This is a genomic window from Mucilaginibacter sp. SG538B, from assembly GCF_013376065.1.
In the GTDB taxonomy this organism is placed as follows: domain Bacteria; phylum Bacteroidota; class Bacteroidia; order Sphingobacteriales; family Sphingobacteriaceae; genus Mucilaginibacter; species Mucilaginibacter rubeus.
Genome location: NZ_JABMJI010000002.1, coordinates 361,184 through 383,485, shown reverse-complemented (window position 1 = coordinate 383,485; position 22,302 = coordinate 361,184). Strand labels below are relative to the sequence as shown.

The 22,302-nt window shown below is 44.6% G+C and carries 23 protein-coding genes; 12 read left to right on the top strand and 11 right to left on the bottom strand.

The window, feature by feature from the left end:
* Positions 1 to 104: 104 nt before the first annotated feature.
* A complete protein-coding gene (locus FHW88_RS11065; RefSeq protein ID WP_175490032.1) occupies positions 105 to 1,334 on the bottom strand; it encodes a DEAD/DEAH box helicase in 1,230 nt (409 codons plus the stop codon).
* Positions 1,335 to 1,497: 163 nt separating this feature from the next.
* Here FHW88_RS11065 and FHW88_RS11060 point away from each other — a divergent pair, with 163 nt between their 5' ends.
* Positions 1,498 to 2,028 (top strand): GNAT family N-acetyltransferase, encoded by a 531-nt coding sequence (locus FHW88_RS11060; RefSeq protein ID WP_176625414.1) that lies wholly within the window; start codon positions 1,498 to 1,500, stop codon positions 2,026 to 2,028.
* Between the two features lie 37 nt (positions 2,029 to 2,065).
* Here FHW88_RS11060 and FHW88_RS11055 read toward each other — a convergent pair whose 3' ends face one another.
* The 6 genes from FHW88_RS11055 to FHW88_RS11030 all read right to left on the bottom strand — a co-directional run bounded on the left by FHW88_RS11055 (position 2,066) and on the right by FHW88_RS11030 (position 7,266).
* Positions 2,066 to 2,506 (bottom strand): low molecular weight protein-tyrosine-phosphatase, encoded by a 441-nt coding sequence (locus FHW88_RS11055; protein WP_176625412.1) that lies wholly within the window; start codon positions 2,504 to 2,506, stop codon positions 2,066 to 2,068.
* 93 nt (positions 2,507 to 2,599) lie between these two features.
* Positions 2,600 to 3,394 carry a S1/P1 nuclease gene (locus tag FHW88_RS11050; protein ID WP_176625410.1) on the bottom strand — a complete coding sequence of 265 codons (795 nt, stop codon included), beginning with the start codon at positions 3,392 to 3,394 and terminating at the stop codon, positions 2,600 to 2,602.
* Positions 3,394 to 3,834, bottom strand: a complete 441-nt coding sequence (locus FHW88_RS11045) for a fumarate hydratase (protein ID WP_176625408.1) — start codon at positions 3,832 to 3,834, stop codon at positions 3,394 to 3,396. Before FHW88_RS11045 ends, FHW88_RS11050 begins: the two co-directional genes overlap by 1 nt.
* A 187-nt stretch (positions 3,835 to 4,021) precedes the next feature.
* Positions 4,022 to 5,419 carry a class II fumarate hydratase gene (fumC, locus tag FHW88_RS11040; protein WP_090530645.1) on the bottom strand — a complete coding sequence of 466 codons (1,398 nt, stop codon included), beginning with the start codon at positions 5,417 to 5,419 and terminating at the stop codon, positions 4,022 to 4,024.
* Positions 5,420 to 5,961: 542 nt separating this feature from the next.
* The gene (locus tag FHW88_RS11035; protein WP_090530642.1) at positions 5,962 to 6,621 is read right to left on the bottom strand and encodes a DUF6624 domain-containing protein; all 660 of its coding nucleotides are present in this window, start codon (positions 6,619 to 6,621) and stop codon (positions 5,962 to 5,964) included.
* Between the two features lie 39 nt (positions 6,622 to 6,660).
* A complete protein-coding gene (locus tag FHW88_RS11030) occupies positions 6,661 to 7,266 on the bottom strand; it encodes a hypothetical protein (RefSeq protein ID WP_176625406.1) in 606 nt (201 codons plus the stop codon).
* Between the two features lie 196 nt (positions 7,267 to 7,462).
* On the opposite strand from FHW88_RS11030, the gene FHW88_RS11025 reads away from it, so the two are divergent.
* The 5 genes from FHW88_RS11025 (at position 7,463) to FHW88_RS11005 (ending at position 12,017) form a co-directional block, all read left to right on the top strand.
* Positions 7,463 to 8,071: a DUF4142 domain-containing protein gene (locus tag FHW88_RS11025; RefSeq protein WP_176625404.1), complete on the top strand. Its 609-nt coding sequence runs from the start codon at positions 7,463 to 7,465 to the stop codon at positions 8,069 to 8,071.
* 121 nt (positions 8,072 to 8,192) lie between these two features.
* Positions 8,193 to 9,209: a Gfo/Idh/MocA family oxidoreductase gene (locus tag FHW88_RS11020; RefSeq protein ID WP_176625402.1), complete on the top strand. Its 1,017-nt coding sequence runs from the start codon at positions 8,193 to 8,195 to the stop codon at positions 9,207 to 9,209.
* Between the two features lie 39 nt (positions 9,210 to 9,248).
* Positions 9,249 to 9,737, top strand: coding sequence for a TlpA family protein disulfide reductase (locus FHW88_RS11015; RefSeq protein ID WP_176625400.1), 489 nt, complete (start codon positions 9,249 to 9,251; stop codon positions 9,735 to 9,737).
* 387 nt (positions 9,738 to 10,124) lie between these two features.
* Positions 10,125 to 11,210, top strand: coding sequence for a glycine cleavage system aminomethyltransferase GcvT (gene gcvT / locus FHW88_RS11010; protein ID WP_176625398.1), 1,086 nt, complete (start codon positions 10,125 to 10,127; stop codon positions 11,208 to 11,210).
* Positions 11,211 to 11,261: 51 nt separating this feature from the next.
* The gene (locus FHW88_RS11005) at positions 11,262 to 12,017 is read left to right on the top strand and encodes a 2-phosphosulfolactate phosphatase (RefSeq protein WP_176625396.1); all 756 of its coding nucleotides are present in this window, start codon (positions 11,262 to 11,264) and stop codon (positions 12,015 to 12,017) included.
* Between the two features lie 138 nt (positions 12,018 to 12,155).
* Here FHW88_RS11005 and gltX read toward each other — a convergent pair whose 3' ends face one another.
* Positions 12,156 to 13,688, bottom strand: a complete 1,533-nt coding sequence (gene gltX / locus FHW88_RS11000) for a glutamate--tRNA ligase (RefSeq protein WP_176625394.1) — start codon at positions 13,686 to 13,688, stop codon at positions 12,156 to 12,158.
* A gap of 219 nt (positions 13,689 to 13,907) precedes the next feature.
* Here gltX and FHW88_RS10995 point away from each other — a divergent pair, with 219 nt between their 5' ends.
* Both FHW88_RS10995 and FHW88_RS10990 read left to right on the top strand, forming a co-directional pair.
* On the top strand, positions 13,908 to 15,125 hold the full coding sequence (locus FHW88_RS10995; RefSeq protein ID WP_176625392.1) for a sensor histidine kinase: 1,218 nt from the start codon (positions 13,908 to 13,910) through the stop codon (positions 15,123 to 15,125).
* Positions 15,100 to 15,615, top strand: coding sequence for a DinB family protein (locus FHW88_RS10990; RefSeq protein WP_218117181.1), 516 nt, complete (start codon positions 15,100 to 15,102; stop codon positions 15,613 to 15,615). Before FHW88_RS10995 ends, FHW88_RS10990 begins: the two co-directional genes overlap by 26 nt.
* A gap of 104 nt (positions 15,616 to 15,719) precedes the next feature.
* Here the strand turns inward: FHW88_RS10990 and FHW88_RS10985 are convergent, their stop codons facing one another.
* Complete coding sequence (locus FHW88_RS10985) at positions 15,720 to 16,094, bottom strand: DUF6249 domain-containing protein (protein WP_090530618.1); 375 nt, start codon at positions 16,092 to 16,094, stop codon at positions 15,720 to 15,722.
* 162 nt (positions 16,095 to 16,256) lie between these two features.
* Between FHW88_RS10985 and pdeM the strand changes: the two genes are divergently transcribed.
* From pdeM to FHW88_RS10965, 4 genes are all read left to right on the top strand, one after another.
* Complete coding sequence (gene pdeM / locus FHW88_RS10980; RefSeq protein ID WP_176625390.1) at positions 16,257 to 16,916, top strand: ligase-associated DNA damage response endonuclease PdeM; 660 nt, start codon at positions 16,257 to 16,259, stop codon at positions 16,914 to 16,916.
* A 181-nt stretch (positions 16,917 to 17,097) separates the two neighbouring features.
* Positions 17,098 to 17,889 carry a succinate dehydrogenase cytochrome b subunit gene (locus FHW88_RS10975; protein ID WP_090530615.1) on the top strand — a complete coding sequence of 264 codons (792 nt, stop codon included), beginning with the start codon at positions 17,098 to 17,100 and terminating at the stop codon, positions 17,887 to 17,889.
* A 42-nt stretch (positions 17,890 to 17,931) separates the two neighbouring features.
* Complete coding sequence (locus tag FHW88_RS10970; RefSeq protein WP_176625388.1) at positions 17,932 to 19,866, top strand: fumarate reductase/succinate dehydrogenase flavoprotein subunit; 1,935 nt, start codon at positions 17,932 to 17,934, stop codon at positions 19,864 to 19,866.
* Positions 19,867 to 19,968: 102 nt separating this feature from the next.
* Complete coding sequence (locus tag FHW88_RS10965; protein WP_176625386.1) at positions 19,969 to 20,754, top strand: succinate dehydrogenase/fumarate reductase iron-sulfur subunit; 786 nt, start codon at positions 19,969 to 19,971, stop codon at positions 20,752 to 20,754.
* 169 nt (positions 20,755 to 20,923) lie between these two features.
* Here FHW88_RS10965 and FHW88_RS10960 read toward each other — a convergent pair whose 3' ends face one another.
* Both FHW88_RS10960 and FHW88_RS10955 read right to left on the bottom strand, forming a co-directional pair.
* On the bottom strand, positions 20,924 to 21,241 hold the full coding sequence (locus FHW88_RS10960; protein WP_090530603.1) for a 2Fe-2S iron-sulfur cluster-binding protein: 318 nt from the start codon (positions 21,239 to 21,241) through the stop codon (positions 20,924 to 20,926).
* A gap of 2 nt (positions 21,242 to 21,243) precedes the next feature.
* Complete coding sequence (locus FHW88_RS10955) at positions 21,244 to 22,254, bottom strand: NAD(P)/FAD-dependent oxidoreductase (protein ID WP_176625384.1); 1,011 nt, start codon at positions 22,252 to 22,254, stop codon at positions 21,244 to 21,246.
* Positions 22,255 to 22,302 lie beyond the last annotated feature (48 nt).

The window sequence follows — 22,302 nt, the reverse complement described above, 5'->3', positions numbered from 1 at the left end:
AAGAATCCTGTTCCCCGCCGGCATCCTCTGTGAGAGCCCTAAAGGAACAGAGTTCGTGTAATTCGATTAAATTCAATACCCCAAATGGTATTCGTGAAAACTTTTTAATTACCCGTATTCTGCTGTTTCGGCTTCTTTTTGCCCCAGCGACGGTTAGGTTTCCTTTTGGCATCTCCTTGAGGCTGTTCGGGCTTCAGGGGCTGTATCGTGGCCAGTTCATCCGGCAGCGCCATCAGCTTTATCGGTTTTTCAATCAGTTTTTCAATATTTTTAAGCTTGCGCTCATCGCGGTGGTTAACGAAGGTTATTGCGGTACCGGTGGTAGCGGCGCGGGCCGTACGACCAATACGGTGAATATAATCTTCCGGATCGCCGGGAACATCGTAGTTAATCACCAGGTCGATGCCCTCCACATCAATGCCGCGCGAAAGGGCGTCGGTACCGATGATAACCGGTAATTGCTTGTTTTTGAATTTAAGGAGAATCTCTTCGCGCTCTTTCTGCTCCAGATCGGAGTGGAAAGACATGGCGTTGATTTTGATAGCCTTAAGTTCTTTGTATAGCGCTTTAACGATCTCCTTGCGTGATGCAAAGATGATGATGCTTGTAAATGCCGAATCTTTCAGAATATGCTGTACCAGCGGCGTTTTTTGCTGATCATGAACCCGGTAAACCTGCTGATCGATCCCTACAGCCGGCTGTGAGATAGCGATATTGATCTGCTCCGGATCTTTCAAAATAGCTTTTGCCAATGAGCGGATGCGGCCGGGCATGGTGGCAGAAAACAACAGCGTTTGCCTTTCTTTAGGCAGATAGCTGATGATCTTCATGATATCATCAGAAAATCCCATATCCAGCATCCGGTCGGCCTCATCAAGCACCAAATGGGTAAGGTGATTAAGCTTCAGCACGCCCGATGTAAGGTGGGCTATCAGTCTGCCGGGGGTAGCAACAATAATATTTACATTGTTTTGAATGCCGCGGCGCTGTTGTTCGTAAACAATGCCGTCGCCGCCGCCAAAAACAGCAATAGAGCTGATACCGGTAAAATAGGCAAGGCCTTCAACCTGCTGATCTATTTGCTGGGCAAGCTCACGGGTTGGGGCAAGTATAAGGGCACTGGTATGGTGTTTATTTGTTTTGCTGATGCTGTTTAAAACAGGAAGCAAGTAAGCGCCGGTTTTACCTGTACCGGTTTGAGCGCATGCAATCAGGTCGCGCCCTTCCATAATGGCCGGGATGGCCATAGATTGTATGGGTGTGGGGTTTACGAAACCCATGCTCTCTACACCTTCAAATAATTGCTCGTTAAATTTAAAATCCTGGAAAGTCACTATATCTTATAAGTAAATTATGCAAGGTATAAAAATTTAACGGCAAATGAGGGTTTTAGCATTAATTGACCTTCCCTTAAAGGGGCAAAATAAATCCGGTCACCTTTTATATGACACTCAACTTACCTGTACAATCAATTCAAAAATATATTTTTGAAAACCTATGAATATTATCACTCAAACACCACGCTTGCTGATCCGTGAATTTACAGCCGAAGATGAAGAACTTGTTACCGCAATAGATGCCGATGACCGGCTTACTCAATATGTGAAAAAACGTACTCCGCAAGAGAGTAAACAGGTTTTTAAAGATACGCTTAAGGAATACCAGAACGGATCGGGCCTGGGCAGATGGGGGATTTTTAATATCACAGATAACGATTTTATAGGTGTTTGCGCCCTTAAACCAAGCGATTACGACAAGAGCCGCATTGAACTGGGCTACCGGCTGCACCTCAAATACTGGGGACAAGGCATAGCTACCGAACTTGCCGAAGCACTGATCAGTTATGGATTCAATGATATAGGGCTAAAAGAGATTTGCGCCGTTACCCATCCGCAAAACGCAGCATCACAAAGGGTGCTGATTAAAGCCGGTTTTGTACGGGAAGGGATTGTGTTTTGGTATGGGGAAGATGTGCCGTTTTTTAGGGTGAAAAACCCCACCCAACCCTCCCCGGAAGGGAGGGCTTAAAGACATTTATTAAAAGTCTCCCCCATTGGGGGGAGATTTAGAGGGGGTGTAACTCTTTAATAATATCCTTACACCCGTTTTCAATCAATTCAAAAACCGGTTCAAACTGGTTATCGTCATAGTATGGATCGGGAACAACCTTATCACCTAAAAGGAGTTTTACTTTGGCAGCCTGTTCTTCGTTGCGGGCCATGTCAAGCACATCGCTCAGGTTATTACGGTCCATCACAAAAATATGGTCGAACTCGTCAAAGTCGCTTCGTTTAAACTGGCGGCAAATTTGTTTGCTGATATCAATGCCGTGGTTCCGTGCTACGCGGATTGAACGTCTGTCGGGCGCTTCGCCCACATGCCATCTTCCGGTACCCGCCGAATCAACATCCCAGCCAAGTCCATTTTCATCTGCCAGGTGCTGCATAACCCCCTCCGCCAGCGGCGAACGGCATATATTACCCAGGCATACCATTAGTATTTTCATTTTTTTGAGGTAAAAGGCGAAAGGATAAAGGCAAAAGGTTTAGGCAGAAAAGCAACCTTTTACCTTTCAGCTTTAACCTTTCACCTCAAAGAACTATCCAAATATCTGGTTCAGTAAACCGGCCAAACGTACGCCGGCTTTAACCATTTGCTGGTTAAGGGTTGCTATATGGCTAAAGTTGTATTTGTAACCAAGTTTATCACCGGTTTTAGTTTCGGAATACAGTTTATCTGCCATCTGGTTGCTTTCGTATATCCACTGGCTCATTGGCGCTTTTTGTAGTTCAGTACGCTGAGCGGCTGTTGTGTGGTTTATCATCGCGGTATACTCGGTGTAGCTTAATTGCTGAAGGTCAATCAACTCGCTGTCCCAAACCGAGTGCAGGTTGCTGTCTTTACCAAACCATTGTACCTTTACATCGTTACCGCCCTTATCGCTCAGGTGACCGGTGTGCAGCGGTTGGTGTACATCCTCAACAATATGGATCAGCATGCGCAGGTAAAGCAGCCTATTGGTTTTGGTAGTAGTTTTCTTTTTAAGTTCGGCCACCAGGAAATTCATTTTGGTATAGGCATCGGTAATCGTATCAGCCTTTAAATAGCCCTGTAGCTCAGGATAAGTGTAAGCTTTTTCCAGGTTGATAAAATGCCAGTTATACAGGTAATTGTAAGCCGGGTCTGATTTAATAAAATCGGCCCAGTTGCTGGTAATGGCAATCGACTCATTACCCAAAATGGCTTGAATAGCTTTACGGGCTTTGGTGGTTAGGTAGCTATCTGCAACCTGGCCGCAAATGCGGTGCCCATTAGTACCCCAGGCCATGCTTTGCAGGGGGATATAAAATATCGCCACCAGCAATAAAAGTTTTTTTAAGGTTCGTGTTTTCATTACAATGGTTTTGGAATGCAGCTTGTTCTTTTTATTAAATGCGCGTTAATAGGTATTACGTTGGATGTACTTACAAACCGGATCAGCGAGTCGCTTTGCTTATGAACCTTAAAATATTCTTCATAATCACCAAACCTGAAACAGCCCTGTTCATTTTTATATGAGCCATCGGCATTGCAAAACTGCCCCTTAATGTGGAGAGTGTCCCGCCGTTGCGAGTACGTTCCGCGTACATATTCATCCCAATGGCCTTTGCTCATACACGTATCAGCCCCGTAATTAACCTTGCTAACGGTACTAATCTTCAAAAGAAATGAATCACAGCTGAATTTAATATCATATAGCGAATATGTTACCAGGCTTTTTTGCGCAGGTACGGAATCTTGTTTCCACTCGCCCTGCAAATAACCCTCGCCGGGCGTTTGTTTATCCGGGTTCATGGTACAGGAGGTTATTATGAGGCAAAAGGCGAAAGGTAAAAGGCGAAAGGCTTTTTTTAAGCTGAAAGCTGAAGGCAGAAGGCTTAAAGCCTTAGTTATTGAGAGATAGCGCAAATTAAAGCGTTTTGGCATAAACTGCATGCATTAAAAAGCCCCTCTCCATCCGGAGAGGGGTTTGGGGTGAGGCTTATTTTAAACTGCCTATCATATTTTCGGGGCGAACCCACTCGTCAAACTGCTCGTTGGTTAGTAAGCCTAAACCAATAGCAGCTTCGCGCAGTGAACTGCCGTTTTTAAGGGCTGTTTTAGCAATTTTTGCCGCGTTTTCATAGCCAATATGCGGGTTAAGCGCAGTTACCAGCATTAATGAGTTTTCAAGGTGCTTTTTAATACCTTCGTAATTTGGCTCAATGCCTACAGCGCAATGATCATTGAATGACACGCAGGCATCACCAATTAACCTTGCCGATTGCAGGAAGTTTGCCGCCATAACCGGTTTAAATACATTCAGCTCGTAATGGCCGTTTGAGCCACCGATAGAAATAGCCACGTCATTCCCCATAACCTGTGCAGCTACCATCGTAACAGCTTCGTTTTGGGTAGGGTTAACTTTACCCGGCATAATTGATGAGCCTGGTTCGTTATCCGGAATATGGATCTCGCCAATGCCCGAACGCGGACCAGAAGCCAGCATCCTGATATCGTTAGCAATTTTCATTAATGAAACCGCAATTTGTTTCAAAGCGCCATGACTTTCAACAATGGCATCATGAGCGGCAAGAGCTTCAAATTTATTTTCTGCTGTGATGAACGGCAAGCCGGTAAACTGGGCAATGTACTCAGCAACTTTTACATCATAACCTTTAGGCGTGTTGATCCCTGTACCTACAGCCGTACCACCAAGGGCCAGTTCTGAAAGGTGATCAAGCGTATTACGCAATGCTTTTAAGCCGTGGTTCAACTGTGAAACATAACCTGAAAACTCCTGGCCTAAGGTAAGCGGGGTAGCATCCATCAAATGGGTACGCCCGATTTTAACTACGGATTTGAAAGCCTCGACCTTAGCCTGCAAGGTATCGCGCAGTTTTTCGATACCCGGAATGGTTACATCAATCAGGATCTTGTATGCCGCAATGTGCATAGCAGTTGGGTAGGTATCGTTTGATGATTGTGATTTGTTCACGTCATCATTCGGGTGAATAAAGGTTTTGCCTTCGCCCAGTTTATTGCCTTGTAATACGTGTGCACGGTTAGCAACAACCTCGTTCACGTTCATGTTTGATTGCGTGCCCGAGCCTGTTTGCCAGATCACCAGCGGAAACTCCGAAGCCAGTTCGCCGGCCAGGATCTCGTCGCAAACCTGTGCTATCAGGTCGCGTTTTTCAGCCGGTAAAACACCTAAATCGGTATTGGTAAAAGCGGCAGCCTTTTTCAGGTATGCGAAAGCGTCGATAATTTCCTTTGGCATTGACGCTTCCGGACCAATTTTAAAATTATTGCGTGAGCGTTCGGTTTGCGCTCCCCAGTATTTGTCGGCAGGTACCTGTACCTCGCCCATGGTATCGTGTTCGGTTCTGAAACTCATGGTATTAAATTTTGCAGGGGCAAAGTTATGTTTTTATATGATGCGGGGGAATGCAGGGTGTAAACTTTTTGATAGGATAAATATATAAAGCCAAGCACAGGGAAACTGCTTTTAACCACATACGAATTGAAAAACAATAAATGAAAATTTTTCACACTAATTTTTACGTATTAATCGAATTACACGAATTGAATCAATTTAAGATTCGTGTAATTCGATTAATTGTGGAGCGCTTGCAAAGCATTTGTGTTGAAATTTTTCAGCATGAGATTAGTAATAAAGAGCGAATTATTTTAAATGCTCTTTCCCTGTAGCCAAGCACAGGGAATGAGCATTGCGATTTTTACTATGCCGGTTTAAAAATTGACATAAAAATCCTAACAATCCCAAAATCCTAAAAATCATGGTTCAGATATGGGCGTTGCCTCCGGCCGGGCTTTCCGCTCATACGCCTGCAGGCATTATGCTCGTGGGCCGGTATCCGCTTCAATCCCTAACGCAAATTGGGATTTAATTGAGCAATTCCATTTATTAAATCATGGCTACCACTTCACATCCTCAATTTTCACAACCTTGTAATCAAAGCCCAACCTTTTAGCGTTCTGTTCAACAGTTTGATCAAAACCGGCTTGCTTACGGCGTTCATTTACACCTGCCGCGTCTTTTATCGGCCAAACATAATAACCAATTTTTTGGCCGTTACGTAATGGCTTTGACGTAGCCTGCGAACCGTAGATTTGCTCTTTACCTTCATACATCAGCTGCCTGTCGAGCATCATGGCGTACAACCTGAAAGGCAGTTCTTTGTTTTCGGCAGCGGTTTTCATGAGGGGCATGTATTGATTTATTTTAGGTGAGTGCTGGATTACGTACCAAGCTGCCTCATTGGTTGGTTCTCCAACAAGCGATTTGCCGGGATAGCCGTATTTCGCAAATACATTCTCGATAAAAATCAAATTGGTCGAATCGGCCTGGCTCTGAAGCTTCCAGTAATAGCCTGTAGCTTCTTCCGGTTTAACCGGTAATGTTTTCAACACCGAATCCTTTTTGCTCGGATCCATCAGATAAGTTAAGATCTCGCGATATTTCTGATCAAGTGCCAATACGCTGTCAAGCTGTCTCTTTAAAACAGGGTTAAACTTTTGTTGAGCAGATGCTGTGCCTGCCGTTATAATTAACAACACGATGATCAGGTTTTTCATGGTCAATGAGGTTTAAGCAAATAAACGCAAAAACCTGTATTACAAGTATAAGCTATCCGCCTTTTCAAATAGCTTTTTGTTGCATTCGGTAGCCCCTAACGAATAGTTAAACCGCGAAAGCGCATACAGCAGCGGCAGCTTGGCCGGCGCTATTTCATTTTGCTGCAGATCGTTGAGCCAGTCGGCCCCGTCAAACTCTGCCCGGTATTTTTTTTCGAGGCGATCATAGATCCGGTAGGCATCATCATAGCTAAGCCACTCCGGTTTGATGTACAGACCGGTGAGGTCGCCCATTTTTTTTCGTTCCTCCGCTTCTGCCGTATCGGCGCTGCCAAATACAAAATAAAAATATAACCACAGGGCCAGGCCAATGGTCCCGATTAACAAAGCGGTTGAATCCCTTTCGCTAAAAAAGAAGATGAAAGCAATAAAGGCTATGATCACCGAAAACATGCGGGCGTAGCCTGCAATGATGCTTTGATGGTTGAGCGGAATATTAAACCCGTTACGGCTTCGCCAGGCCGATCGGGTTACCAGCATGGAGCTGGTTGGGAACAGCGGAATGCCAATAACCACAAATTTGGTCTCTATCCACTGCCCGTTAACCTCATGCACTTTGCCCAAAAACAATGATCCTATTAACATATCAGGTATAATTTAGTCGCGTTATTATAAACCACAACTTATAAAAGTGCTTTTAAACAAATGTTAAATATTTATTAAAAACTAAATATTAGTAAATGGCACTCCAATTACCTGTGTTTCTTATTTTACAAATAAGAAAATCAAACTTAATTAACTAAAAAATGTTAACTGTAAAAACAAATACATAAACACTACTATGAAAAAGTTAAGTTTAATTGCAATGATGGCCCTGGCGGCATTATCATTCCAGGCCTGTAAAGGCGGAGCAAAAAGCGGTAGCGGCGATAGCACAGCAGCTGCAACAACTGACACTGCCGACAGTGCCAACAAAGTAAAAGACACAACTACTACCGGTGCTACAGGCATTGCCGTTACCGCCGATGATGCAAAATTTGCAACCGAAGCGGCCAATGCCGGCTTAGCCGAAGTTGCTGTTGGCCAGTTGGCCAGCGAAAAGGCAACCAATGCCAAAGTAAAAGATTTTGCTAAAATGATGGTTACTGACCACAGTAAAGCAAACGACGAACTAATGGCCATAGCCAAAACCAAAAACATTACCCTGCCATCGGCACCTGATGATGAGCATCAGAAAATGAAAGCCGACCTGGCAGCCAAATCTGGTGCTGATTTTGACAAGGACTATGTTGATGCTATGGTTAAAGGCCATAAAAAAGTTGAATCACTGTTTGAAGATGCTTCAAAAAATTGCAAAGATGCCGACCTTAAAGCATTTGCAGCTAAAACATTACCTGTTATCCAGCACCATTTAGCCGAAATTGAAGCTATTCAAAAAGGCATGAAGTAATCAGCTATTGATTAATTCAAGACAGAAAAAGGGAGATGTAACAATCTCCCTTTTTCTGTTTAATTCCCTTGTACAGGTGTAGCTAAAACGATACTTTTAACACAGCAAAATCTACTTTAATATGTCGAAACCAATAGTAACCGGCCTCATGGCCTATGGAATGTCGGGCAGGATTTTTCATGCCCCGTTTTTAACTACCAATCCGGGCTTTACTTTTAAGGCCGTGGTTGAGCGCCATGAAAAAAAAGCCGGCAAAAAATACCCGGATGTGATCAGCCATGATAGCATCGACCAGCTGCTGAATGACGAGGAAATAGAGCTCATCATCGTTAATACCCCTAACAACACCCACTTTGATTATGCTGTACAAGCTCTAAATGCGGGTAAACATGTATTGATTGAGAAGCCCGCAGCCGTAACTTCAAGCGAGGTGAAAGCGCTGTATGATCTGGGTAAAAAGCTTGATTTGAAAGTGATGATCTATCAAAACCGCCGTTATGACAGCGGTTTCCTTTCGGTAAAGGAGGTGATTGAAAGCGGCAGGTTAGGTGAGTTGATCGAGGTTCATTTCAGGCTGGACAGGTACCGCATGGCCATCGGTGCAAAACAATTCAAGGAAACGGCGGGCGTTCCGGGCGGTGGCCTTACCTATGATCTGGGAGCCCATTTGGTTGATAACGCCATCAGTATCTTTGGAAGGCCGTTGAGCTACGAAAAAACTACCGCTGCATTCAGGCCAAACTCGCAGGTTGACGATTATTTCAATATCCACCTTAAATATCCTAATCAGCTTAATGTATACCTAACCTCGGGGTTGCTCATTGCCGAGCATACTTATGGCTTTGTGGTACATGGCACATTAGGCAGCTTTGTAAAAATGCGTACCGATGTACAGGAAGCACAGCTTGATGCCGACATGATGCCTACCGACGAAGGTTTTGGCATCGAACCCGAAGGCAGCGACGGTAAACTGGTGCTTATGGGGGCCGATGGGCAGAAGACCGTGGAATGGATAAAGTCACCCAAAGGTAATTATAACGGCATATTTGATGCCGTATATCATACCGTGCGCGAAAATGCGTTATTCCCGGTAACCGAGGAGCATGTCGCCTGGCAAATTGAATTGCTTGAAAGCTAAAAATGTTGTAACTATGCTTATTAAATGCTAATTAAAATAATGAAGAAACTGTATTTACTGCTTTGTCTGATTATTGCCGCCGGGTGCAGCCAGGCACAAACGCCACCTGCTAACTCGGGCTTACCGCCATATCACATCCTCACTACAGACAGTGTTTACGTTACTCCTGCCAACCTGAAAAAAAACAAACCGGTAATGGTGATCTATTTTTCGCCCGATTGCAGCCATTGCCAGCACCTGATGTATGATCTGAAACCCGAGCTGCCCAAATTAAAAAATGTGCAGATAGTGATGATCACTTTCATGCCTATGCTTAAAGGGATCCAAACTTTCCAGCGCGATTTTGACCTGGCCAAATACCATAACATCACCATTGGTACCGAAGGTTATACCTACGTTGTGCAAAAGTTTTACAGCGTACAAACCACCCCATACATAGCCATTTATGATAAGTATGGTAAATTATTCCAGTCGTACCCAAAAGTGCCAAAAATTCCGGTGTTGATGGAAACGCTTAAAAAAGTATAAAGTAGCTAACTTATAGCTCAAGCCGGTTAATGCAACGTTAACCGGCTTTTTTGTTTAATGTCCCATCAGGATCTCTCGCAGTCTGAGTTACCCTACAAAACTTTTTTGTCGTTTAATCAGCAAGGTGTGTTGTTTTGCCCCGCTGGGGCAAAGGATATTTTTATAACTTTCATGCTACAAACCTTTTGCACCTCTGTTGCACTTGCTTTTAAGTATATTTCAATTAATGTTGTTTAATAAAATATACAAATCCCCCAGAGGGGGCAACTTACTTAAACTCGCAGCGGCCATAAGAAGATCATAAAGCAATCAACAAAATCAAAGCCAATCAACAGTACCGATTACGCTTCATAATAGTTACCTTTGCGGCCAATATTTAAGTTGACGATGAAGAATACCGCATTAACCGATATCCACGTAAAAGCCGGTGCCAAAATGGTTCCATTTGCCGGTTACAACATGCCCGTTCAATACACAGGCATTAACGCCGAGCACGAAACCGTGCGTAAAGCCGTTGGTGTTTTTGATGTAAGCCACATGGGCGAATTCATTTTAAAAGGAGAGAACGCGCTTGATCTGATTCAGCGGGTAACCAGTAACGATGCCTCAAAACTATACGATGGCAAAGTGCAGTACTCATGCCTGCCGAATGAAAACGGCGGTATTGTTGACGACCTGCTGGTTTACCGGATCGACGAAAAAACCTATATGCTGGTGGTTAACGCTTCAAATATTGAAAAAGACTGGGACTGGATCTCCAAATACAATACCAAGGGTGTAGATATGAAAAACATATCCGACCGGACTTCATTGCTGGCTATCCAGGGTCCCAAAGCTGCCGAAGCTTTACAAAGCCTTACCGAGGTAGATTTGGTATCGATGGAATACTACACCTTTAAAAAAGGAACTTTTGCCGGTGTTGACAATGTATTGATATCAGCTACAGGCTATACCGGTGCAGGCGGCTTCGAGATCTATTTTGAAAATCAATATGCGGAGCAGATCTGGGATGCAATTTTCAAAGCCGGCGAGCCTTTTGGTATTAAGCCAATTGGTTTAGGCGCACGTGATACCTTACGTTTGGAAATGGGTTTCTGCCTATATGGTAACGACATTGATGATAACACCTCACCGCTTGAAGCCGGGTTAGGCTGGGTAACAAAATTCAATAAAGAATTCACTAATGCTGAAGCATTACAGGCACAAAAACAAGCTGGTGTAAACCGCAAACTGGTAGGTTTTGAAATGATAGACCGCGGTATTCCCCGCCATGATTATTTAATTGTTGATGCCGATGGCAATACCATAGGTAAAGTAACTTCAGGCACACAATCGCCATCGCTACAAAAAGCTATTGGTATGGGCTATGTAGATACTGCTTTCGCCAAAGAGGGCACCGAGATCTACATCAGCATCAGGGATAATAAAATTAAAGCGCAGATTGTAAAACCTCCGTTTTATAAAGCCCCCTAACCCCCTAAAGGGGGAACTACCTTCAAAGTTTTCTAAATTAATTAAACACAAATGTCTGAAAATACAACTACTCAAACTCCCCCTTCAGGGGGCCGGGGGGCACACGTTTGCCTAACCCCTGCATTACTGCCACTGTTTAATGTGGAGGATTATATTGTAGTGGTTATTGATATTTTCAGGGCAACATCATCTATATGTTATGGTATTGAAAACGGTGCTGAGGCTATTATACCGGTATCACAAGTTGAGGAGTGTGCCGCGTATAGAGAGAAAGGGCTGGATTACCTTCTTGCCGCCGAGCGCGACGGATCGGTAGTTGATGGTTTTGATTTTGGCAACTCGCCATTTTCATATACTAAAGAAAAGGTAGCCGGTAAAACAATAGTGTTAACCACTACCAACGGCACACATGCACTGCATTTATCGCGCAGCGCAAAAAGAATTGTTATTGGTTCGTTCCTGAACCTTTCCGCTTTAAGCAACTGGATTAATACCCAAAACGAAAATGTGCTGCTGGTGTGTGCCGGCTGGAAAAACAATTTCAATTTGGAGGATACCCTGTTTGCCGGTGCCGTAATTGAGCAGTTAAAAGATAAAGGATTTGTACTGGACGATGCCGCCTTAGCCGCTAACGATCTCTTCCAGGTTGGTAAAAGCGATATCAACGGATATCTCAAAAAAACATCACACGGCGAACGCCTTAAAAAATTAGGCATCGAAAAAGATATCGAGTTTTGTTTACAGGTTGATTTGACAACTGCCATTCCTGTTTTGGAAGGGGAGAAACTGGTGAAGTTGGCGGTGTAATAAAAAACGTCATTGCGAGGCACGAAGCAATCCCAAACGATACAGGGCGGACCTGCCAATAGGGGATTGTTTCGTGCCTTACAGCAAAAATAGAAATCGTTGATGCCTCGAAAGAGCCGGCGTAAGTAAGCACCCCCTTTAGGGGGCGGGGGGGGCAGCAAACTCCACAAGCGCCTTTTCAATCCTGCTGATGGTTTCTTCTTTACCAAGCAGGGCGACAATATCAAACACATGTGGACCAAACTTGCCGCCAACCAGCATAATGCGGAAAGGCAGCATTACATCGCCAACTTTTAAACCTTTTTCTTCGGCAAGGGCTTTGAATTTAGCTTCCAGGTCATGCGCTTCAATAACTGCTTCGTTATTTAGCAAGGCGATAAACGCATGATAAAACGCTGTTTTGGCATCAGTCCATTTAGGTTTTACCGCGTTAAGGTCATACTCCCTGGGCTGCTCAAAAAAGAAACCCGCCTGCTGGTAAAAATCAGGCATTAGTACGCAACGGTCTTTAATTAAACCGATAACCTTGGCCAAATACTCATCATCATTAACGTTAACACCCTTATCAGCAAATACTTTTATAACATCTGACTTCAGACTTTCGACTTCAGACCTCTTAATCCACTCGGCGTTGAACCATTTGGCTTTCTCAAAATCAAACTTGGCGCCCGATTTGTTAACGCGCTCTATCGAGAATTTTTCTATCAATTCGTCAAGCGTAAAAATCTCCTGCTCGGTACCGTCGTTCCAGCCCAAAGTTGCCAGCAGGTTCAGGAAAGCTTCCGGTAAAAAACCTAATTCACGGAAACCCGGCGTCAACCCGCCTGTTTTTGCATCAAACCAGTTCATGGCATACACCGGGAAACCCAGTCGGGCTCCATCACGTTTGCTCAGTTTACCGTGACCATCCGGTTTCAGGATTAACGGTAAATGCGCCCATTGTGGCATATCGGCCTTCCAGCCCAGATATTCCCAAAGCAGCAAATGTACCGGGGCCGACGGCAGCCATTCTTCGCCACGAAAAGCATGCGTGATCTTCATCAGATAATCGTCAACCACAACGGCCAGGTGATAAGTAGGCATGCCATCGGCTTTTAATAACACTTTATCATCAACCAGGCCGGTTTCAAAGCTCACATATCCGCGAATCATATCATTGAAACTCACTGTTTCACCCTCCGGCATTTTAATGCGGATGACATGCGGCGTACCTGCATCAAGCAAGGCATCAACCTCGTGCTGAGGCAATGAAAGCGAGTTTCTTAGGGTATGGCGATAGGCCAGGCCGTACTGAAAATTGGGGATCTCCTTCCGGTTTTTGTCCAGCTCTTCGGCGGTATCAAAGGCATAATAAGCATGCCCTTCCATAACCAGGCGTTCGGCATATTCGCGGTAAAGTGGTTTACGCTCGCTTTGGCGATATGGCGCGTAAGGGCCGCCGGCAACCGGGCTTTCGTCGGGCTGAAGGCCGCACCATTTAAGGCAATCTAAAATATATTCTTCGGCACCTTCCACATAGCGGGTTTGGTCGGTATCCTCAATTCGCAAAACAAAATCACCGCCATGTTTTTTGGCGTATAAATAGTTAAACAACACGGTGCGCACACCGCCAAGGTGTAAACCACCGGTAGGGCTTGGCGCAAAACGGACTCTTACTTTTTTATCGGTCATGATGGGGGCAAAGATATGCTTTAAGTCGGAAAGTCCGGAAGTCCGCTGTCCGAAAGTCGGAAGGATGGTACAGGCTGAAAAACCTACAATTTGAAAGTTTAACCATATGCAAATCCTCACTTTTCAACTTACGGACTTTCGGACAGCGGACTTCCGGACTACCTCCAACAAAAATTATATTTTACAAAGCAATTTTACGTTATTTGGGCTGTGCCCAGCATGAACCCATATCAACAGAAAAAACGTTGGAAATATTTACTTCTTGCATTTGCCGTGGTAATTGCAATTGGCTCATTGCTTTATACCCGTTACCTGGTAAAAAACATTGAACGTTCGGAACGTACCCGGGCCCAGGTTTGGGCCATAAGTATGCGCCAGATCCTTGCCTCAGATGATAATGACTTTTTAAACTATGTAATAGCCGTGCGCGATAGCCTTACCGTACCCGCCATTGTAACAGATGGAAAAGGCGAAATAGTTTTACAGCGAGGCTTAGACACCACAAAGACTTTTATCAAGCTGGAAGCCGAAAACAACAAGAGGAAAAAATACGATCCGGCTTACTTTAAAGAAGAGCTCGCCTATATGAAGGGTCAGCATCCTCCTATTAAACTCCAGGTTTTGGGAGAAGAAAACCTTGTTTACTATAAAGATTCGGCGTTGCTTACACAGCTGCGCTTATTCCCTTATGTACAGCTCACGGTAATTGCTATATTTTTATTGATGGCGTATACAGCCTTCAGTTCATCGCGTAAATCAGAGCAGGACCAGGTTTGGGTTGGTTTAGCCAAAGAAACTGCTCATCAGTTGGGTACGCCTATATCATCGCTTATTGCATGGATTGAGCTGATGAAAGAGAAATTTAATGCCGAAGACGATGTGCTGGTGGCCGAAATGGAGAATGACGTAAAGCGCCTTGAAATTGTGGCCGATCGCTTTTCAAAGATTGGCTCCAAACCGGTATTGGACGAGCACGGAGTTTATGCCGTAGTGAAAGATTTTGTTGATTATTTCAAGGTACGTGTTAGTAAAAACATCAGCTTTGAAATGACGGGTAATCCGCACCTCAAGGCCGGGCTCAATATTCCACTATTTGACTGGGTATTGGAAAATTTGCTGAAGAATGCTGTTAATGCCATTGAGGGTAAGGGAAGCATTAAGGTTGAGATTAGTGGCAATAAAGTTAAAAACCAGATTTTTATTGATGTTACAGATACCGGCAAAGGCATCTCCCGTTCTAAATTTGATACCGTTTTCCAACCTGGGTATACCACCCGTAAACGCGGCTGGGGATTAGGCTTGTCGCTCACCAAACGCATAATAGAGAATTACCATAACGGGCAGATCTTTGTGAAAGATTCGGAAATAGGTAAAGGAACAACCTTCAGGATAGTACTAAAAAACACGCGCAATGATAACAAAACCAAAACCAGGTGATTATTCGCCATTTGCAGCGGGATATGTGGGCCTTGTTGGCGACAATGATGTAATTAACATGCTTGAACAGCAAATGGATAACAGTTACCAGCTATTCAGTAATTTAACCGATGAGCAGGGACTATATGCTTATGCACCCGGCAAATGGACAGTTAAGCAGGCATTGGGCCATATGATAGACACCGAACGTACCTTTGCCTATCGTGCCCTCGTGTTTTCGCGCAATCATATCGAACTGCCGGGTTTTGACCAGGATATTTATGTTAACAATACCGATTTCAACCGTCAAAATATAAAAGACCTTGCCGAAGAGTTCCGTGCATTGCGCCAGGCAAACCTTTATATGATTAAAGCATTCAGCAATGAGCAGCTAAATCGTAACGGTATTGCCAGCAACCATTTGTTTACCGTTGCCGCATTTGTATTTATGCTGGCCGGGCATGAGCGCCATCATTTAAATTTATTTAAAGAGCGGTACGGGATAGGGTAAGGTATTTATATCGCACATCGTAAGGCCATTAAACATAAAGACTTACGAAGTTTTTAAAACTTCGTAAGTCTGGGCTCTCCAACCTGCCCCGGGGGGGCGATTTTTTATTTCTCTTTGTACAATTCTTCTTTATCCAGCACTTCTCTTTTCTCGATGCGGTATGATAAAAACAAGCCGGCCCCTCCAAAAATAGCGATCAATGCTACGTATAAAAAGAAAACATCATCGTCAAAACTATTGAATATGCCACGGTTTAAAACGTAGGCCAAAAATAGCCCGATACCCGAACCAATAAGCAGTAAGCCCCATTTTAAATTTTGGTAAGGAGCCGATTGCGGTTTATAACTCCTCGGATCCATGTTTCGTTCAATCATAGCTAATTTCTCCCGTTTGTTTAAGTAAACGATCCCGAAGATCATTGCGAATAAGCTGAGGGGTATTATAATTCCTGCTAATACGCCCAATTCACCTGCGCCCATAATATTTGTTTTTTTAATTAAGTTAATATTGTTTTTTCTCTCTGTAAATACGCCATTGCGGTGTATTTGTAAGCTATGACCACATGTTTTTTAAACAGGTTACACCCTGACTGAAAAAAATTATTACTTCCCTTTAGGAGGGCATTTATTAACTTTGCCTTAATGATAAGTGCGGCTACTCCTTTTAACCTGCTGGGGCAGGATCTTTTATTATTACCACAAAAAGCTATTTACTGGCAGCAGCAAAGCGCCCTGATAATTGCCGATGTGCATTTGGGCAAAGTGGGCCATTTCCGTAAGGCCGGCATAGCAATACCGCGGGATATGGAGCAAAGTGACCTGGCCGTACTTTCCGATCTTATTTATGAACACAAGCCGGAAAAGTTAATTTTTTTGGGCGATCTGTTCCACAGCGATATGAATAACGATTGGGATTGGTTTATCCTTTGGCGCAGCCAGTTCCCCGCGTTACAGATCATGCTGGTCCGCGGCAACCATGATATCATTGCAGATAAGCATTATCATAACCTGAATATCGAACTGCACGACGAACTGTTGATCGGCCCCTTCCTCATGATGCACCATCCGATTGCCAATGACCGGGACGAAAAAGCGGGTTACGTTTTTTGCGGGCATATCCACCCTGGGGTAAACTTAAGCGGCCGGGCACGTCAAAGCATTACATTGCCTTGCTTTGCCTTCGGCAATAAACAGGGAATTTTACCATCCTTCGGAAAATTTACCGGGCGGGTAGCTATCCGGAGCCTTCAAAACGACAGGATCTTTGCCGTTTTGAAAGATAAGGTTGTGGCTATAGCCTGATTTTTATCTACAAAATGCACTAAATCCATCGAATTCCCTGTCATAGTATTGTATTTGGTTGTTGAATACCAGGACATTATTTTAGATTGATTCTAAATAGCTTTTTGGTCTCCAATAAGCCAAAACCTCTTCTATGTTTTGTTATTTAATAAATACTTTTGCCTAATAAATCCAATTCATAATGAGCGAATTCAAACAAACCTTAAACTCGTCGCTGGGCAAAAAGCTGATCATGGCTTTAACAGGCTTGTTTCTGTGTACCTTTTTAATTGTGCACGTAGGCGGCAACCTGTTGTTGTTTAACAACGATAACGGTTTCAGTTTTAACGTGTATGCCAACTTCCTTACGCATTTTCCGCCTATTGAAGTTATAGCATACCTGTTGTACCTTTCTATTTTAGTGCATGCACTATACGGTTTGATCCTGACTGTCAAGAACCGTAAAGCTCGCCCTGTACGTTATGCGGTAGCGGCAAAATCTGATGCCTCATGGTCATCAAAAAACATGGGCCTGCTGGGTTCAGTCCTGTTCCTGTTCATCGTTATCCATATGGGCGATTTCTGGTTCCGTTACCACAACGACAAAACCATGGGCTTTAAAGAGTACCGTACCGATCTGGCAACAGGCGAAACAAAGGTTAGCGATTACACACCGGCAAATGCTGAGTTCAGCCACTCTGTATCAACCGAAAACAATGTTGAAGTTGTAAGGGTAAAAGACCTGCACGCGCGTGTTGCTTACAGTTTCAGCAACATTATCTACGTTATATTTTACGTAATAGCCATGGGCGCTGTAGCATTTCACTTGTTACATGGTTTCCAGAGCGCGTTCCGTACGCTGGGCTGGGTACACCGTAAATATACGCCGGTAGTTTACTTTATTGGTACATGGCTGTTTGCAGTTATCATTCCGCTGCTTTTTGCCGCCATGCCGGTTTATTATTACTATTTATCAACCCAGGGAGCTCACTAAGTTTAGCTGGCCAAAAGCCACAAACATAAATACAAAGAAGAGATGACATTAGATGCTAAAATTCCTCAAGGCCCATTAGCCGAAAAATGGAGCAAGCATAAATTTGATCTGAAGCTGGTTAACCCCGCCAACAAGCGTAAATACGATATCATCATTGTAGGTACCGGTTTGGCAGGCGCTTCGGCAGCTGCCACTTTAGGCGAGCTGGGTTACAACGTTAAGGCGTTTTGTTTCCAGGACAGCCCACGCCGTGCGCACTCTATTGCTGCACAGGGTGGTATCAATGCCGCTAAAAACTACCAAAACGACGGCGACAGCGTTTTCCGTTTATTTTACGATACCATTAAAGGTGGTGACTACCGTGCCCGCGAAGCCAACGTTCACCGTTTGGCCGAGGTTTCGGTAAACATCATTGACCAGTGCGTTGCACAAGGTGTACCTTTCGCCCGCGAATACGGCGGCTTGCTGGATAACCGTTCATTCGGTGGTTCGCAGGTATCGCGTACATTTTACGCGAGGGGACAAACAGGACAACAATTATTATTAGGCGCTTACTCTGCGCTTAACCGCCAGATCCATGCCGGTAAAGTAAAAATGTACACCCGCCACGAAATGCTTGACGTGGTAACTATCGATGGCCATGCCAAAGGTATTGTTACCCGTAATATGTTAACAGGCGCTATTGATACGCATGCAGGTCACGCGGTATTATTATGTACCGGTGGTTACAGCAACGTATTCTACCTGTCAACAAACGCTATAGGTTCAAACGTAACGGCAGCCTGGAGGGCACACAAACGTGGTGCTTTCTTTGGTAACCCCTGCTATACTCAAATTCACCCAACCTGTATCCCTGTAACCGGCGATCACCAGTCTAAGTTAACGCTGATGTCAGAGTCATTGCGTAACGACGGCCGTGTATGGGCTCCAAAAACTGTTGAAATTGCCGAGCAGCTGCGCAAAGGCACTTTGAAAGCAGACCAGGTTAAAGAAGATGACCGCGATTATTTCCTTGAACGTAAATATCCTGCTTTCGGTAACCTTGTTCCGCGCGATGTGGCATCACGTAACGCCAAGGAAATGGTTGAAGAAGGCAGGGGTGTAGGAGGTTCTGGCTTCGCGGTATTCCTTGACTTTGCCGATGCTATTAAACGTTTAGGCGAAGAAACTGTTAAAGCCAAATACGGTAACCTGTTTGATATGTACATCCAGATCACCGACGAGAACCCATATAAACAACCAATGCGTATTTACCCTGCGGTTCACTATACCATGGGCGGCCTTTGGGTTGATTATAACCTGAGCACTACAATCCCTGGTTTATATGCTTTAGGCGAATGTAATTTCTCCGATCACGGCGCAAACCGTTTGGGTGCATCTGCATTGATGCAGGGTTTATCAGACGGATATTTCGTGATCCCTTATACCCTTGGCGATTACCTGGCTAAGATTGGTCCTAAAAAGGTTGATACCAACCACCCGGCGTTTGAAAAAACCAGGCAGGATGTAATTGCCCACGTAAACAAACTATTGTCGTTAAAAGGCACTAAAACCACTAACGAATACCACCGCGAACTTGGCCACATTATGTGGGAGTACTGCGGTATGGCCCGTACCGAGGAGGGCCTGAAAAAAGCCAAAGGCCTGATCCAGGCTTTGAAAGCCGATTTCTGGAAAAATGCTATCGTAACCGGCGAAAACGAAGAAGTAAACGCTTCGTTAGAAAGAGCTGGTCGCGTGGCCGATTTCATTGAACTTGGCGAGCTGATGATTGACGACGCTTTAATGCGTAAAGAATCATGCGGTGGCCACTTCAGGGTTGAATCGCAAACTGCAGATGGTGAAGCACTTCGCGATGACGAAAACTTCGCGTTTGTTGCAGCCTGGGAATTCAAAGGTGAAAACCAACCAGAAGAGTTACATAAAGAGCAACTGACATTTGAAGCAGTTCACCTGTCTCAAAGAAACTATGCTTAATTAGAGAATGGTTGATTAGGTGGTTGATTAAGTTAAAACCACTCACCGAATTAACCACTCACCCAATCAACAAAACAACGATAACTCAAATCTAAAACAAAGATGAGTAACGGAAATATGAACCTGACGCTTAAAGTATGGCGTCAAAAAAATGCTCAAACCGCGGGTAAATTTGTAAGCTACAAAGCCGAAAATATTTCGCCTGACATGTCGTTCCTTGAAATGCTCGACGTGGTTAACGAAAGCCTGATTCACAAAGGCGATGAGCCAATTAACTTTGATCACGACTGCCGCGAAGGTATTTGCGGGATGTGTTCATTATATATCAACGGTCACCCGCACGGACCAAAACGCGGTATCACTACCTGCCAGCTGCATATGCGTACCTTCCACGACGGTGAAACCATCACTATCGAACCATGGCGCGCTCAAGCGTTCCCAATTGTTAAAGATTTGGCGGTTGACCGCTCTGCCTTCGACAGGATTCAGCAAGCTGGTGGCTATGTTTCGGTAAACACCGGTGGTGTACCTGATGGTAACGCTATCCCAATCCCTAAAGTTATTGCTGATGAAGCTTTCAACTCGGCTACCTGTATTGGCTGCGGTGCCTGCGTTGCGGCTTGTAAAAATGCCTCGGCTATGTTGTTCGTATCGGCTAAGATCACCCAGTTGGGTTTGTTACCACAAGGCCAGCCGGAGCGTTACCGTCGCGTGCAATCAATGGTTGCCCAGATGGACGAAGAAGGTTTTGGCAGCTGTACCAACACCGGTGCCTGCGAAGCCGAGTGCCCTAAGGAAATTAAATTGACTAACATTGCCCGCATGAACAACGACTATTTTAGCGCGAAACTGTTCAGGGAAGAAGAAGTACATGAGCAAGGTCATTAATTGATCCTCTGTTAGGATATAGTAAACGGCCCGGTTTCTCCGGGCCGTTTTATGTTTTACTCGGAAGTTTTTAAAACGGCTTGATAAAATGAGATAATAAAATTTTTAGGGAATAAGCACGCAAATTTTTCTGATCCAGGTCAAGACTTAAAACTTAAGACTTCCGACTTTACTCCTCTCCCACCAGCTTAAATACCATCCCATCCATATCTTCAGAGATCCTGATCTGGCAGGCCAACCGACTTGCGGGTGGAGCGTAGGGTAGCGTATCCAATACATCGAGCTCGGTATCCGTAGCAGTAAAATATTCCTCGGGCCCTTCTATCACCTGTACGTGACAGGTGGCACAAAGCGCCATACCGCCGCAGGTGGCCAGTATATCGTACTCAGATGCCTTTAGTACTTCCATCAGGCTCAGGTTTATCCCTTCCGGAATTTCAACGGCCTTGCTGCCTCCGTCGCGGTCAATTATGGTTAAATTTATCATGGCTAAAAAGCGCTTACACCGTAAACGGTGGTGTATTTAAAACTCAGTTTTTGCTCGGGGTAAACATATTTGAAAGCACTTTGGGCCATTAACGCACTTTCATGAAAACCGCATAAGATCAGCTTAAGTTTACCCGGGTAGGTATTGATATCACCAATGGCATAAATGCGTTCGATATTGGTGCTGTAATCAACTGTATTTACTGCGATGGCTGATCTGTCGATATTCAACCCCCAGTCGGCAATAGGGCCGAGTTTGGGGCTAAGGCCGAATAAAGGAATGAGGTGGTCGGCTTCAATATGGCTTACCTGCTGGTCCCGGTCAAGCAGGGTGATCTCCTGCAAACGATCATCGCCGGTTAAGGCAACTACATTTGATTTAAGGATCAGGTCGATTTTGCCTTCCCTGGCCAGCTCAAATACTTTTTCGGCACTATCGGGCGCTCCGCGAAAAGTATCCCCCCGATGGACCAGGGTAACCCGCTCGGCTACGTTGCTTAGAAAAACGGCCCAGTCCAGGGCGGAATCGCCGCCACCTGCAAGCACCACTTTTTTATCCCGGAAATGTTCGGGGTTCTTCACCATGTAGGCTACACCTTTTCCCTCAAAATCCGTAAGGCGGTCAATTTCTGGTTTGCGGGGTTCAAAACAGCCAAGGCCGCCGGCAATTACTACTACCTGGCAATGAACAAGCGTACCATCGTTAGTAATGATGTTATAGGAACCGTCATCATTGCGTTGCAGGTTTTCTACCCGCTCGCCCAAACTAACGGTGGGGTGAAACGGGGCTATCTGCAGCATCAAATTATCCACCAGTTGCTGTGCGGTAACATCAGGATAACCGGGAATATCATAAATAGGTTTATGCGGATAGATTTCGGAAAGCTGGCCGCCAACCTGTGGCAGCACATCAATAAGGTGGCAGCGCATTTTTAGCAGCCCGGCTTCAAAAACAGCAAATAAACCAACAGGTCCCGCGCCTATAATGCAGATATCGGTAGTAATTTTTTCCATGTATGATCGCCTTTGATTCAGCAACCAAATTTGCCGCTAAACTAACTG